Genomic DNA, 12,824 nt, shown 5'->3' on the forward strand with positions numbered 1-12,824 from the left:
TGACGGGAGGCCCGAACGAGCTGATTCTCTCGCCGGTGCCGGACGGACAATATCGCGCGTTGAAGAAGACCATCCCCCGTCACCGCATCAGCTGAGTTCAGCTGCTTCTCGTTGGCTGCTCGGGCCGGCCGCCGGCCGGAGACCGGCAGGGATGTCATGGTGCCCCCAGTCGGACTCGAACCGACACTGGGCGGATTTTAAGTCCGCTGCCTCTGCCAATTGGGCTATAGGGGCGCGACTGATGACAATACCGGCTGGGCGTGCATCTCCCAGAACAGCAGTTCCGTCGCGTCGACGGCGATGACCTCGGTGGCCCGGGTGCCGGAGAAGCGGGCGGCATCGCCGGCGACGAGTGCGGTGTCTGCTCCGGTCAGGGCGAGGTGGCCGGTGGGCACGTAGAGATGGCCGAACGGCGCGGCGGGCAGTTCGCATCGCCCGCCGGGAGCCAAGCGCGCGATGTGCAGCGAGGAATAGCGATTGGCCAGGGAGACGGCGCCGGCGACTCCCGGGCGCCCCGATGCCGCCAGGACTAGTCGCCCGTCTGCCAGGTCGTCGGTGAGATCGACTTCGGCGTAGCCGGGCGTCAAGCCGGGGGTGTCCGTGGCGACCCACATCTGCACCACTCGCGACGGGGTGTGCGAAGCGCGCGGCATTGCATTGCGCTCACTGTGCGCGATTCCGGTGCCCGCGGTCATCCGCTGGATCTGGCCGGGGCGCAGGACGGAGGCATTCCCGTGGGAGTCGCGGTGCTCGACGGCCCCATCGATGACCCACGTCAGGATCTCGACATCGGCGTGGCGATGGCGGTCGAGGCCTTCGCCGGGATCGATCGTGTCGTCGTTGTTGACCAGCAAGACGCCGTGGGCGTTGCCGGCCAGGTCATAGTTCCCGGTGGCGGGAAAAGACTGCCACGAGTCGAGCCACTCGTTGCTCCAGTGATGGCGGTCGGGTCCGGGGTAGACGGTAATCATTGCGTGTTCTCCGCCGTGTTCAGTCGTGCCAGAATCGCCAGCAACGCGGTCCCGTCGGCCGGTGTCAGCTTGTCGACGAAGAGCCGTTCGACGACGGCCAGGTGGTCGTCGGCGGCGTTGCGCAGTGCGCCGCGGCCGGTGTCGGTGAGGCAGGCGAAGTTCCCGCGACGATCGGTGTCGTCGCGCTCGCGGCGGACCAGTCCGGTGCGCCCGAGTTTGTCGATCTGATAGGACAGGCGCGACGAGGAGAACACCATGGCGTCGGCGATCTCGCTCATCCGCAGGCGTTGCTGCGGCGCGTGGGAGAGCAGCAGCAAGACCTGGTAGTCGGCGAGTGTGAGTCCGTGCTGCCGGCGCAGATCCTCGTCGAGCCGGGTTTGGATCTGCGCCGACGTTTCGATGAACGGCTGCCACGCCGCCCATCGGGGGTCGACCCTGCTCATCTGGCTCAGCGCACCGTGTGCGGCATGATCGCGTCCGGCGGGATCTGCCCGAGCCGCCCGGCCTGGTAGTCCTCAAGGGCGTCGATCAATTGCTGGCGGGTGTTCATCACGAACGGCCCGTAGGCGACGACAGGTTCCCGAATGGGCTGCCCGCCCAGCAGGAGCACCTCGAGGGACGGCCGGTTCGAATCCTGCCCGGCGTCGGCTGCGACGCTGATCGCGTCGCCCGCACCCAGGACGGCGAGTTGGCCCTGGTGGATCGGCCGCCGCTCGGCGCCGACCGTGCCGTGCCCGGACAGCACATAGACCAGGGCGTTGAAGTCGGGCCGCCAGGGCACGGTCACGCCCGCTCCCGGTTCGATGGTGGCGTGGGCGAAGGTGATCGGCGTATGGGTGGCGCCGGGTCCGGCATGTCCGTCGATCTCACCGGCAATCACGCGGATCAGTGCACCGCCGTCGGGGGAGGTGACCAGCGCCAGGCCCTGTCCCTCCAAGTTCTGGTACTTGGGGGTGAGGAACTTGTCGGCGGCCGGCAGGTTCACCCAGAGTTGGATGCCGTGGAACAGGCCGCCGGACTCCACGAGTTCGGCGGGCGGCGTCTCGATGTGCAGGATGCCCGAGCCGGCGGTCATCCACTGGGTGGCGCCGTTCTCGATCAGCCCGCCTCCGCCGGTGGAGTCTTGGTGCTGGAATCGGCCGTCGATCATGTAGGTGACGGTTTCAAAGCCGCGATGCGGGTGCCACGACGTGCCGCGCGGCTCACCCGGCTCGTAGTCCACCTCGCCCATCTGGTCCATGTGGATGAAGGGGTCGAGGTCGGCGGTGCTTACGCCGGCGAAGGCGCGGACGACCGGAAAGCCCTCGCCCTCGTAGCCGCGCGGACCGGTGGTGAGCGATGTGACGGTGCGTTCGACCGTTTCCAGGCCCGGTTCCCGCAGCCGGGGCAGGGTCAGGGTGTCGGCGGTGATAGCTGGCATGTCCGATCTCCTTATTTGTGTCCGAATAATAGTTCAAATTTGAGCTATCTGTTCGTGTAACCCCGGGGCGGCGCGGGATATTCCGGATTCGGACTCAGGGTCCCCTCAGCGCAGATGCGCGACGGTGGACCGCGTGGAGATTCGATACGACAAACGCAGTGCGGCCGGAGCCGCGCTACTCGGGCTGACCCTTCTCGGCGCCGTCCTGGTGGCGATCCACCCCGGCCCGTTCCAGGTGGACAGTGCGGTGCTGCACGGCTTGATCGGTACCCGCAGTCCTGCGCTCACCGGAATCGTCGACGACGTGAGCCGGTTGCTGAGTCCGGTCGCGATGGCCGGTTGGACCGCGCTGATCGTCGTGGCGCTCATCGTTCGCGACCGATCGGTGCGCCGCGCGCTACCCGTCGCCGGGGCTGTCGCCATCGCCGCCGGCCTGGACACCATGATCAAACTTGCGGTCACCCGCCCCCGGCCACCGGCGGTGCTGCAGGTCGGCTCGCCCGAGTCGACGTACTCGTATCCGTCCGGACATGTGTGCGGCACGACGGTGCTGGTGATGACGTTGCTCGCCGTCACGGTCGCGGGCCTGCCCCGGGCCCGTGCGCTGGCTGCGACGGTGCTGGCCGTCGCCGTGATCGTGCTGTGCGCCTGGACCCGCCTCTACCTGGGCGCGCACTGGCTCAGTGACGTGACGGGCGGTGCGCTACTCGGCCTCTCCGCGGCGTTGGCGGTACCGCCGCTGCTCGACGTGGTCCTGCGCCGCGTCGGCGAGCGCATCGATGTGAAGGGACTGTTATGAGCCACTCGGTAGGGCGGGACAACTCGCCCGCGGTAGCCCTGTTCAGCAAGGTTCCCGAGGTCACCGCCTTCTTCTGGATCATCAAGGTCCTCGCGACGACCGTCGGCGAGACGGCCGCTGACTACCTCAACATGAATCTCGGTCTGGGCCTGCAGATGACCACGCTGGTCACCGTCGCCGTCCTGGCGGTGGTGATGACTGTGCAGTTTCGCTCCGACCGGTACCTCCCGGTCGTGTATTGGGCCGCGGTCCTGCTGATCAGCGTCACCGGCACGCTCATCACCGACAACCTCACCGATGTGCTCCGGGTTCCGCTGGCCGTGTCGACAGCGGTCTTCGCAGTCGCCCTGGTCGCGGTCTTCACGGCCTGGTACCGAGTCGAGGGAACCCTGTCGATCCACTCCATCCGCACCCCGCGGCGCGAAATCTTCTACTGGTCGGCGATCCTGGTCACCTTTGCGCTGGGGACCGCTGCCGGCGATCTCATCGCCGAGAAGATGAACCTGGGTTACACCAGATCGCTGATCATGTTCGTCGTCGTGATCGTCGTCATCGCCGGGGCCCACCTCGGAGTCGGGCTGAATGCGGTGTCGGCCTTCTGGGCGGCCTACATCGTGACCCGGCCACTCGGCGCCTCGATGGGCGACCTGCTGACGCAGCCGGGCGACAAGGGCGGCCTCGGTATGAACGCGACGGCCGTCAACCTCGTCTTCCTCGCGGTCATCGTCGTTCTGGTCGGATACTTGACGGTCAGCCGCGCCGATCGCATCGAGAATGACAGTCGTGCACTAGCGTCGTGATCGTGCAGCGATTTCACCGCACGCGCGAGAGTGTCCGACCCGTCCGAGTGCGGCTGACGCTACTGGCGACCGCGCTGGTCACTGCCGCGCTGGCCGTTGCCGCGCTGGCGATGGTGCTTGTCTTGCACCGCATCCTGCTCGGTGCCGCGGACGCTGCGACCCAGGCCAGAGCGGATCAGATCAGGGCCGCGATCGCCTCCGAGGGGGTCGGGGGCGTCGACGGCACGCTGCTCGCCCAGGCCCACAACGTCGACGTCATCCAGATTATCGACGCCAGCGGTCGCGTTAGGTTGGTGAACAACAAGAGGTACTCGAGCCCGCTCAGCGGTCCGGTGCTGCCCGGGCGGCTTCGGCTCGTCCACGGTGCGCACGCCGGGGACCCGGATGTCGAGTACCGGACCAGTGCCATCGGGGTGGCCACGCCGGAGGGCGATCTCACCGTCGCGGTGGGTGCGGCGGAGGCTCCCATCAACCGGCTGGTGGTGACGGTCGCCATCCTGTGTTGCATCGTGTTCCCACTCATTGTGATCGGTATGGCCGTGCTGACCTACGTCTTCGTCGGACGGGCCCTGGCCCCGGTCGACGACATCCGTCGGCGCGTCGACGAGATCTCTGGTGGCGACCTGAGCCGGCGGGTTCCGGTTCCCGCGACCGGCGACGAGATCGCGACCTTGGCGACCACCATGAATCAGATGCTCGGCCGCATCGATCGGACCCGACAGCAGCAGGTCCGCTTTGTCAACGATGCGTCACATGAGCTGAACAGTCCGCTGACGACGCTGGTCGGGTTGCTCGATCTCGCCGACGCGAAAGGTCAGCCCATCGACCCGGAGACGGTGGGGTCGGTGATGCTGCCCGATGCGCTGCGGTTGCAGCAGATGGTCGCCGACCTGTTGCTGCTCGCCCGCGCCGACGAGAGTGGCATCGTGCTGCGCCGGGCCCCCGTCGACCTTGATGATGTCGTCGGCGCCGAGGTCGCCCGACTGGAGGCGCTCACCGACCTTGAGGTCGAGGCGCGAATCGTGTCGGCCCGGATTGACGCCGACCAGGAGAAGGTGACCCGCGCACTGCGCAACCTCGCCGACAACGCGGTCCGGCACGCCACCGGGCGGGTCGCCATCGACATGGTCCGCACCGGTGATGGCATGGTCGAGGTGACCGTTCTGGACGACGGGCCGGGCATTCCCGACGCAGACAAGGGCCGCGTCACCGAGCGTTTCGTCCGTCTGGATGATGCCCGCGGCCGGGCGACCGGCGGTTCGGGGCTCGGGCTGTCCATCGTCGACGAGATCATTCGTGCGCACGGCGGGGAGCTCGTCGTCGGCGATGCCCCCGGCAGGGGGGCGGCCATCGGGTTCCGGCTGCCGCTGGACGGGGCCGCTCAGCCGCCGTCGGCCGAGAGCCGGTAGCCGACGCCGCGGACGGTTTCGATGGCCTTGCGGTCAAAGGGCTGATCGATCCGGCGGCGCAGATAGCTGATGTAGACCTCGACGACGTTCTCATCGCCGTGGAAATTGATGTCCCAGACGCCATCGAGGATCTCGGTCTTCGTGACCACTTCGCCCTTGTGGCGCAGCAGGTAGGCGAGTAGGGAGAACTCGCGCGGGGTGAGCGTCAGCGCGGTATCGCCGCGTTTGGCGATGTGTGCCGCCGGATCGAGGGTCAGGTCGCCCGCGGCGAGGACGGCGGGCCGTTCCGGGGCCGTGCGCCGAGCCAGGGCGCGCAGGCGCGCGGTCAGAACGACAAAGGAGAACGGCTTCGTCAGATAGTCGTCGGCGCCGAAGTCGAAGGCGTCGGCCTGGTCGTACTCGCCGTCCTTGGCGGTGAGCATCAGGATCGGTGTCCACACTTGGGCGGCCCGGAGATCGCGCACAATCTCGTAGCCGTTGCGGCCCGGCAGCATGATGTCCAGGACAATGATGTCGAAGGTCTCGGACATACCCTTTTCCCAGCCGTCGTTGCCGGTGTGCACGACGTCGACGACCCAACCCTCGGCCACCATCATCCGCCGCACCGTCTCGGCGACGTTGTGGTCGTCCTCGACCAGAAGAATCCGCATGTCCTTCAGCGTGCCCGCCGGGTGCTGTGAAGTGCCTGAGCCCACGCCGACGCCGACGGACGTGGTGGCGTCCCCCGGCGTCGGCGGCATGGCGTGGCGATCAGTCTGGGACATCGCCGGGCTCGGGAATGTCGGGCTGCCCGGGGACGTCCGGGCGGTTGTGGTCGGGGCGGACGTGATGGGAGCCCTGATCGACGTTGTAGGCGTGCGAGGCCGGCGCCTGGTGGGAAACCACCGCGTGCGTGATGCCGAACCCGGCACCGGTGCCGAGCACCGCGGCAATACCGATGCCAGACACCAGGCGTCGGGTCCGCCGGCTGATCTTTTTGGTGACCATGATTGAGGTCCTCACTCTCTCGTTTCCTGGAACAGACCGCCGCAGCGGCGATCTGGATTCAGGTTGCGCCTGCTCTGCTGTGGGGACTCTGAACCGAACTGAAAGAGCGGCGTTAAGGTTTTCTTAAGGTTCGTCACGGCAAGATAACGGGCGTGAAACGAATCACCGTTCTGCTGATGGCGTTAGGTGTGGTCGCTGCTGTGGTTGGCGTGCCGGCCGCTTCGGCCGCGCCGACCGCGTCGGGCGTGCAGTTGAACGGCGCACTTCGCGTTGCCTATCCTGTGGCCAACGCCGATCCGGGGCAGAACTACGGCGACCTCTACCTGCCGCGGCGCGGGCTGACCGGCCCGGCTCCGCTTGTCGTCCTCTATCACGGCGGGGGCTGGGACCGCAGCGTGAGCCTGGCCGGGCTGGGGAGCATGGCGCGCGACCTGGCCGCGCGCGGGTACGCGGTGTACAACGTCGAGTATCGCCGGGTGGGGTCCGGCGGCGGGTGGCCGACTACCCTCACCGATGTCTCGGCGGCGGCGACGTTCGCCACCTCGCTGGGAAACATCTTCCCGCAGGTGGGGCGCTCGGTGATCCTCGTCGGGCACAGCTCGGGCGGTCAGCTCGCCGTATGGGCCGCCCAGCACGCGGCGGTCCGGCCGGCCGCCTCCGTCGCCATTGCGGCACCATTGGCCCTCACCACGGCGGCGCACAGCGGCGACGCCAACGTCGACGCACTGCTGGGCGGGTCGCCCGCACAGTTCCCGCAGCGCTACGCGATGGCAGATCCGGCCGCGCAGGCCTGTCCCGCCGTACCGATCGTCGCCATCCATGGGACGGCCGACCGAGTGGTGCCGATTACCAATGCCCGGGACTTTCGGGCGCGGCCGCGGTGTCCGTCGGCTCGAGTCAGCCTGGTCGAGGTACCCGGCGCGACGCATCTCTCCCTGATTCGTCCCGGCGCGGTCGGCTATGGCCAGACACTGGCGACCATTTCTGCGACTGTCGCCGGGGTGCGCTGACACGATCGACGAGGTGGAAGGTGGCAACGGTGACCACGAGGCGCGCCACCTGCGTGGAACCGTCCCACCGCCGATGGTTGGCACAGCGTCCCCGCCGGCCGCTACGGTGCCACCGCGCCCCAATCGGCGAAGCCCGACGGATCGTGACGACCGAAGCTGGCGTGCTCGAACATTCCCCAGCCCTCCTGCTGCGTCCCGTCGGCCTCGCGGCACACCGCGTGTCCGACGTGGTCGATGACGCCGAACGGGATGCGCCCGGCCACGGCCGGATCGGTCACGTCATAGGTGACGCGCTCGACGAAACCTGCCCCCTTCCACTGGCCGTGGCCCCAGTCGGGGTCGCCGCCGTAGCCGCCGCCCACGTGTAGCGCCGTCCCCAGGTGCGCGTCAACCTCGATGGTGACCGGCGACCCGTCGGCGGCGGTGGCCTCGATTGTCGCTCCGGTGGGCAGGCGGGTGCCCGGCCGATAGTGGATCCGTACGCGGGGCCAGCCGAGTTGCTCGACGCGGCCGTCGCGCCACACCCGGGTGCAGTCGTTGAGCGTGCGGAACCCCGACGGCGATTCCTGGATGATGAGCACCATTCCGAAGTCGTCGAAGGCCATCGGCATATAGAGCCACCACATGCCCTCGAAGGGCGGGTCGGCCGGCCGCCCGGGTGGCTCGGCTTCGCCGATCGGCCGAATGCCCCACGAGCGGTCGCGCGTGCCGATCCAGGTAGCCGGGTCGACGCTGATGGTCTCGCCGTCGACGATGATCCGTCCGGACCACGAGCCGACCTGCGCGAAACGCTGGGCGTCAAGGGTGACTCGCGTGCCCTGGCGCATGAGATGTCGCTGCTCTTGAACGACGTCGAACAGACCCGTCCAGGTCAGGTCCAGCGCGATCCCCTCGGTCTCGTCGAGGGTCACGCGCAAGGACTTGAGCGGTTCGGCGACCTCGATCGCCAGGGTGCCGACATGTTGGTGTAACCGGTCGCCGTCCATCGCGTCCGATAGGCGCACCGCGGTCTGTACCTCCCCTCGGCGCACCAGCACGAAGGCGTCTTTCACACCGAGGACGGGGTAGTACCCGACGCCCATGATGACGAAAACGTCACCGGTTCGGTCATGCGCGCACAGATAGGAGCGATCGTAGAAGTTGCGGTCCGACGACGCCGGCCAGGCGATCGGCAGGGGAGCCTGGTGGATGGGGAACTCGTCGGCGGGGGTGATCATCGGTTCTCTCCTACTCCATCCCAGTATGTTCCTGCGATCATTGCGGCGAGGGTGGCCTGGTTGAGGATCTTGTCGTCGGGATTGGCGGGCTCGTCCGCTTGGCCGAAGTCGATCGCGCGGGTCTGGATGCGGAACAGGATCATCGCGTAGTAGAGCGTCGCGTAGGTGAGATAGAAGTCCATGTCGTGCAGGCGCGCACCGGCGGCCTGCTCGTAGTCGCGCTCGACGTCGGCGCGCCGCCAAAAAGCGGGCAGCCCGGCGACCCCCGCCAGCTGCGCGATGTCCTGGAAGAAGCGGTGCAGCGCAATACCCCATGCGACGTCGAGTTCACGGGGGGCGCGGGTGGCCATCTCCCAGTCGAGGACGGCGGCGGGGACGAAGTCCTGGTAGATCACGTTGCCGATGCGGGCATCCCCCCAACAGAGCACCTCGTCCTGGGTGGCCGGGAGGTTCTCGTGCACCCACGCGAGGGCGCGTTCGAGCAGCGGCGAACCGGGACAGTCGCGGGTCGTCCACCGGTAGAACTCGGTGAGCCGCCGGACGTGCGCGGCGAGAGGGGATTCTCCCGCGCGGGGGGCGGGTAGCAGGTCGACGGGAATGGGCGCGGCGTGGATGGCGGCCAGCGTGTGCACCGTCTGGTGCTGCAGCCGCCGGCGATCCTGCTCGTCGGCCTCGGTCAACCATGATCCGAAGGTGTACGGCAGCACGTCGGGCGGGATGTCGCCGTCGACGCGGCCCATCACGATGAATGGCGCACCGATGATGTCGGTGCCGGGCTCGCTCCAATACAGCGGCGGCACGGGCGCGGTCGTCCGCTGCCCGACGTACGCCATGAGCCGGAACTGGTTGTCCAGATCGTAGGAAGCAAAGAGGGGGTCGTTGTTCGGGTCGGGGGCCACCCGGGCGACCAGGGGGTGCGGCGCGCCACCCCACTGCGCGTCGACGATGACCGTTTCACTTGACATGCCGTTGCCGTCGGGCAGGTGAATCCCGGTAACGGTGACCGGTGAGCCCGCCTTGTCGGTGAGCCAGGCGGCCAGTGCGGGTGCGATGGCCTTGACGTCGAGCCGCGATGCCGAGGGTTTGGCGAGTTCGGCGGAGTTCTCCGGGACGGCGCCGTCGGGGAGGTCGGGATGCTCGGGCATTCTTTGAGTCGAACACGTTCGGCGTTCGAATCGGGGCGGAACGGACGGGTTGCCCTGAACGCGGCGCGGACCGAGGGTTGACCAAGGTTGGTTTCGCACGTTAACTTAACGCCACTAACAAATCGCTGGAGGATCACGTGGAACGCCTGACCCGCACGGTGCTCGCCGCGCCGAAAACCATTCTCATCGGCGCCTTCGTGCTGCTCGTGCTCTTCGGCGTCTACGGCGGCGGCGTCGCCGGACACCTGCTCTCCGGCGGGTTCGAGGATCCGCATTCGGAGTCCGCGCAGGCGGCGAAAATACTCGAGAACGAGTTCGAGCGGGGCGGCATCCAAGTCATCTTCAAACTCGACGCGCCCAACCGGGACGTCACCGCCGACCCCGTCGTCGCCCGCGTCGGTCAGCGACTGGTGACCGATCTCAAAGAGTTCGACTTCGTTCAGCAGCCGATCCTCTCCATCTGGTCCGATCCAGCCGCCGCGAAGAACCTCGTCAGCACGGACAAGTCGTCGACGCTGATCGTCGTCCCACTCGCCGGGGGCGAGAACGTGGCGCCCGGGCACGCCGAGGATCTGGCCGACCGATTCGCCGGTGAGACCGACGGCGTGCGGATCACCGCCACCGGGCAGGGCAAGGTATTCGCCGATACGAACAAACAGGTCTCCAAAGATCTCTTTCTCGCCGAATCGATCGCGATTCCGATCAGTTTCGTCGCGCTGGTCCTCATCTTCGGCGGCATCATCGCCGCCGCCCTGCCGCTAGCGGTGGGCATTTTCGCCATCGCGGGCACACTGGCGCTGCTACGACTGTTCGCCCTCTTCAGCGACGTGTCGATCTTCGCAATGAACTTGGCCACAGCGATGGGCCTGGCACTGGCCATCGACTACACACTGCTGATCATCACCCGCTATCGCGAGGAGGTCGCCCGCGGCGGGTCGCGTGAATCGGCCATCTACCGCGCCATGGCCACCGCTGGGCGCACCGTCACGTTCTCGGCGATCACCGTCGGCCTCTCGCTGTCGGGGCTGTTGCTGTTCCCGCAGTACTTCCTTCGCTCCTTCGCTTATGCCGGCCTGGCCGTCGTCGTGGTCGCGCTGCTCGGCTCGCTGGTGATCACCCCCGCGCTGCTCGCGGTGCTCGGCGACCGGATCGACTCCGGGGACCTGCGCAAACCGGTGCGGCGGTTGTTTGGCCGGCCCGAACACGGCTTCATACCCGTCGAACAGACCTGGTGGTACCGCTTCGTGCAGTGGGTATTGCGGCGAGCGGTGCCCATCGCGCTCATCGCCACGGCCGTGCTGATGGTCCTGGGTGCACCGTTCCTGTCGATCAAACTCGGCTTTCCCGACGACCGGATCCTGCCCACCTCCCACTCCTCGCGCGTGGCGATGGACGAGATTCGTGCGGACTACCCGCGAAAGCTTGGCGGCGAGGTCACCGTCGTCGTGAGCGGGTCGTCGGACCGGGTCGTCGACGACTACGCGGCCCGACTGTCCGCGGTGCCCGGCGTCGATGCCGTGACCAGTCCCGACGGGGTGTTCGCACAGGGCCGACCGATCGCGCCGCGCCAATCGGAGGATCGTAGCGGTGATCATCGGGTTCTCACCGTCGTCAGTAACACCGATCCGCTCGATGAGGCGGGCAAGGCGCTGCTGGCCGGCCTGCGTGCCGTGCCCAAACCCGCTGACACCGATGTCAAGTTCGCCGGGATCGCCGCATCGACCGAGGACACCGTGGCCTCGATCTACCGGCACCTGCCGTGGGTGCTGCTGTGGATCGCCGTCGCCACCTTCGTCCTGCTATTCCTGTTCACCGGCAGCGTGGTGCTGCCGGTGAAGGCGCTGGTGCTGAACATGCTGTCCCTCTCGGCGACATTCGGGGCAATCGTCTGGATCTTCCAGGAGGGCAATGCCGGTGCGCTGGGCACCACCGCGACTGGGTTCATCACCGCGACCATGCCCATTCTGATGTTCTGCGTCGCATTCGGTTTGTCGATGGACTATGAGGTTTTCCTCCTCGGCAGGATCCGCGAAGAGTGGCTCAAGTCGGGCAAGACGCGCGCCGACAGCGATCACGCGGTGGCCTTCGGCCTCGCCAGCACCGGCCGCGTCATCACTGCGGCGGCACTGTTGATGGCCATCGTCTTCGCCGCGATGATCGCCTCGCAGGTTTCGTTCATGCGCATGTTCGGCTTGGGGCTGACCATCGCGGTCCTCATGGACGCGACCCTGATCCGGATGCTGCTCGTCCCGGCATTCATGCGGCTGGCCGGGCGCGCCAATTGGTGGGCGCCGGCGCCGCTGCGCCGGCTGCACGATCGAATCGGGTTGTCCGAATCGTGAGGCGGCAGTCGTGATGGCGTGCCGCGCCCGATCCCCGCGCGGATCGGGGGAGCAGTTACGCGGCGAGATCATTGATGCCGCCGCCGTGTTACTCGAGGAGCACGACAATGTCGACGCGGTGTCGATCCGGGCGGTCGCCGACGCCGTCGGAGTGAGCCCGCCGGCGATCTATCTGCACTTCACCCACAAGAATGCGCTGCTGGACGCGGTGTGCGGACGCTACTTCGATCACCTCGACGAGGCAATGGCCGACGCGGAGGCCGGAAAGTCCCATCCGCTCGACCGGATGCTGGCACTCGGCCGGGCCTACGTCCGGTTCGCCATCGACCATCCGGCGGCCTACCGATTCGCCTTCGGCCACACCGGCGGGGAGGGCACCCCGGTGGTCGACGAAGCATTGCGCACCGCGGCATTCCGGCGACTCGCCGACGGTGTGGGCGGGCTCGTCGAGATTGGCTGGTACCCCAATCCGGCACCGGCTGCCGACTCGCATGCGCACACCCTGCGGATGGCGCTGGAGTTGTGGACGGTGGCCCACGGCGCCGCGTCGCTGATGATCGCCAAGCCCGATCTACCCTGGGGTGATGACCTTCAAGTCGCCGAGTCGGTCATGCGTGCGAGTTGTCTCGGCGGCAGCGTGATGTCGTTGATCGGCGATAATGCTCCAGGTGCCGACGTCGAGCGGTTCGTCGCGGGCCTGCCTCCGACGCCGCAATAGTCAAGA

At 67.6% G+C, this 12,824-nt stretch carries 13 protein-coding genes and 1 tRNA gene; 6 read left to right on the forward strand and 8 right to left on the reverse strand.

Features of this window, described 5'->3' with window-relative positions:
- Positions 1-157: 157 nt before the first annotated feature.
- From B4M62_RS00320 to B4M62_RS00335, 4 genes are all read right to left on the reverse strand, one after another.
- Positions 158-234, reverse strand: a tRNA-Leu gene (locus B4M62_RS00320).
- Positions 225-971: a pirin family protein gene (locus B4M62_RS00325; protein WP_290703515.1), complete on the reverse strand. Its 747-nt coding sequence runs from the start codon at positions 969-971 to the stop codon at positions 225-227. Before B4M62_RS00325 ends, B4M62_RS00320 begins: the two co-directional genes overlap by 10 nt.
- Positions 968-1,414 carry a MarR family winged helix-turn-helix transcriptional regulator gene (locus B4M62_RS00330; RefSeq protein ID WP_290703517.1) on the reverse strand — a complete coding sequence of 149 codons (447 nt, stop codon included), beginning with the start codon at positions 1,412-1,414 and terminating at the stop codon, positions 968-970. Before B4M62_RS00330 ends, B4M62_RS00325 begins: the two co-directional genes overlap by 4 nt.
- Before the next feature lie 5 nt (positions 1,415-1,419).
- Positions 1,420-2,391 (reverse strand): pirin family protein, encoded by a 972-nt coding sequence (locus tag B4M62_RS00335; RefSeq protein WP_290703519.1) that lies wholly within the window; start codon positions 2,389-2,391, stop codon positions 1,420-1,422.
- 133 nt (positions 2,392-2,524) lie between these two features.
- Here B4M62_RS00335 and B4M62_RS00340 point away from each other — a divergent pair, with 133 nt between their 5' ends.
- The 3 genes from B4M62_RS00340 to B4M62_RS00350 are packed head-to-tail and all read left to right on the forward strand — an operon-like array spanning position 2,525 to position 5,399.
- Positions 2,525-3,190 (forward strand): phosphatase PAP2 family protein, encoded by a 666-nt coding sequence (locus B4M62_RS00340; RefSeq protein WP_290703521.1) that lies wholly within the window; start codon positions 2,525-2,527, stop codon positions 3,188-3,190.
- On the forward strand, positions 3,187-3,990 hold the full coding sequence (locus B4M62_RS00345) for a hypothetical protein (protein ID WP_290703523.1): 804 nt from the start codon (positions 3,187-3,189) through the stop codon (positions 3,988-3,990). The genes B4M62_RS00340 and B4M62_RS00345 overlap by 4 nt, the downstream gene beginning before the upstream one ends.
- Before the next feature lie 2 nt (positions 3,991-3,992).
- Complete coding sequence (locus tag B4M62_RS00350) at positions 3,993-5,399, forward strand: sensor histidine kinase (RefSeq protein WP_290703525.1); 1,407 nt, start codon at positions 3,993-3,995, stop codon at positions 5,397-5,399.
- On the opposite strand, the gene B4M62_RS00355 is transcribed toward B4M62_RS00350, so the two are convergent.
- Positions 5,372-6,049, reverse strand: coding sequence for a response regulator transcription factor (locus tag B4M62_RS00355; RefSeq protein ID WP_290703526.1), 678 nt, complete (start codon positions 6,047-6,049; stop codon positions 5,372-5,374). The two genes, B4M62_RS00350 and B4M62_RS00355, sit on opposite strands and share 28 nt — an antisense overlap.
- A gap of 100 nt (positions 6,050-6,149) precedes the next feature.
- On the reverse strand, positions 6,150-6,386 hold the full coding sequence (locus tag B4M62_RS00360) for a hypothetical protein (protein ID WP_290703528.1): 237 nt from the start codon (positions 6,384-6,386) through the stop codon (positions 6,150-6,152).
- Positions 6,387-6,538: 152 nt separating this feature from the next.
- Between B4M62_RS00360 and B4M62_RS00365 the strand changes: the two genes are divergently transcribed.
- Entirely contained in the window at positions 6,539-7,396 is an 858-nt protein-coding gene (locus tag B4M62_RS00365; protein ID WP_290703530.1) for an alpha/beta hydrolase family protein, read from the forward strand.
- Positions 7,397-7,497: 101 nt separating this feature from the next.
- On the opposite strand, the gene B4M62_RS00370 is transcribed toward B4M62_RS00365, so the two are convergent.
- Both B4M62_RS00370 and B4M62_RS00375 read right to left on the reverse strand, forming a co-directional pair.
- Positions 7,498-8,613 (reverse strand): hypothetical protein, encoded by a 1,116-nt coding sequence (locus B4M62_RS00370; RefSeq protein ID WP_290703532.1) that lies wholly within the window; start codon positions 8,611-8,613, stop codon positions 7,498-7,500.
- Positions 8,610-9,758 carry a phosphotransferase family protein gene (locus B4M62_RS00375; RefSeq protein WP_290703535.1) on the reverse strand — a complete coding sequence of 383 codons (1,149 nt, stop codon included), beginning with the start codon at positions 9,756-9,758 and terminating at the stop codon, positions 8,610-8,612. The genes B4M62_RS00370 and B4M62_RS00375 overlap by 4 nt, the downstream gene beginning before the upstream one ends.
- A gap of 137 nt (positions 9,759-9,895) precedes the next feature.
- On the opposite strand from B4M62_RS00375, the gene B4M62_RS00380 reads away from it, so the two are divergent.
- Both B4M62_RS00380 and B4M62_RS00385 read left to right on the forward strand, forming a co-directional pair.
- A complete protein-coding gene (locus B4M62_RS00380; RefSeq protein WP_290703537.1) occupies positions 9,896-12,100 on the forward strand; it encodes an MMPL family transporter in 2,205 nt (734 codons plus the stop codon).
- A 13-nt stretch (positions 12,101-12,113) separates the two neighbouring features.
- Positions 12,114-12,818 (forward strand): TetR/AcrR family transcriptional regulator, encoded by a 705-nt coding sequence (locus tag B4M62_RS00385; RefSeq protein ID WP_290703623.1) that lies wholly within the window; start codon positions 12,114-12,116, stop codon positions 12,816-12,818.
- Positions 12,819-12,824 lie beyond the last annotated feature (6 nt).

This window comes from Gordonia sp. UBA5067 (assembly GCF_002414845.1).
GTDB classification, from domain to species: Bacteria; Actinomycetota; Actinomycetes; order Mycobacteriales; family Mycobacteriaceae; genus Gordonia; species Gordonia defluvii.

Coding starts and splice junctions, on each gene's coding strand:
- B4M62_RS00325 (WP_290703515.1), bottom strand. CDS start 971: ATGATTACCGTCTACCCCGGACCCGACCGCCATCACTGGAGCAACGAG.
- B4M62_RS00330 (WP_290703517.1), bottom strand. CDS start 1,414: ATGAGCAGGGTCGACCCCCGATGGGCGGCGTGGCAGCCGTTCATCGAA.
- B4M62_RS00335 (WP_290703519.1), bottom strand. CDS start 2,391: ATGCCAGCTATCACCGCCGACACCCTGACCCTGCCCCGGCTGCGGGAA.
- B4M62_RS00345 (WP_290703523.1), top strand. CDS start 3,187: ATGAGCCACTCGGTAGGGCGGGACAACTCGCCCGCGGTAGCCCTGTTC.
- B4M62_RS00355 (WP_290703526.1), bottom strand. CDS start 6,049: ATGCGGATTCTTCTGGTCGAGGACGACCACAACGTCGCCGAGACGGTG.
- B4M62_RS00360 (WP_290703528.1), bottom strand. CDS start 6,386: ATGGTCACCAAAAAGATCAGCCGGCGGACCCGACGCCTGGTGTCTGGC.
- B4M62_RS00370 (WP_290703532.1), bottom strand. CDS start 8,613: ATGATCACCCCCGCCGACGAGTTCCCCATCCACCAGGCTCCCCTGCCG.
- B4M62_RS00375 (WP_290703535.1), bottom strand. CDS start 9,758: ATGCCCGAGCATCCCGACCTCCCCGACGGCGCCGTCCCGGAGAACTCC.
- B4M62_RS00385 (WP_290703623.1), top strand. CDS start 12,114: ATGGCGTGCCGCGCCCGATCCCCGCGCGGATCGGGGGAGCAGTTACGC.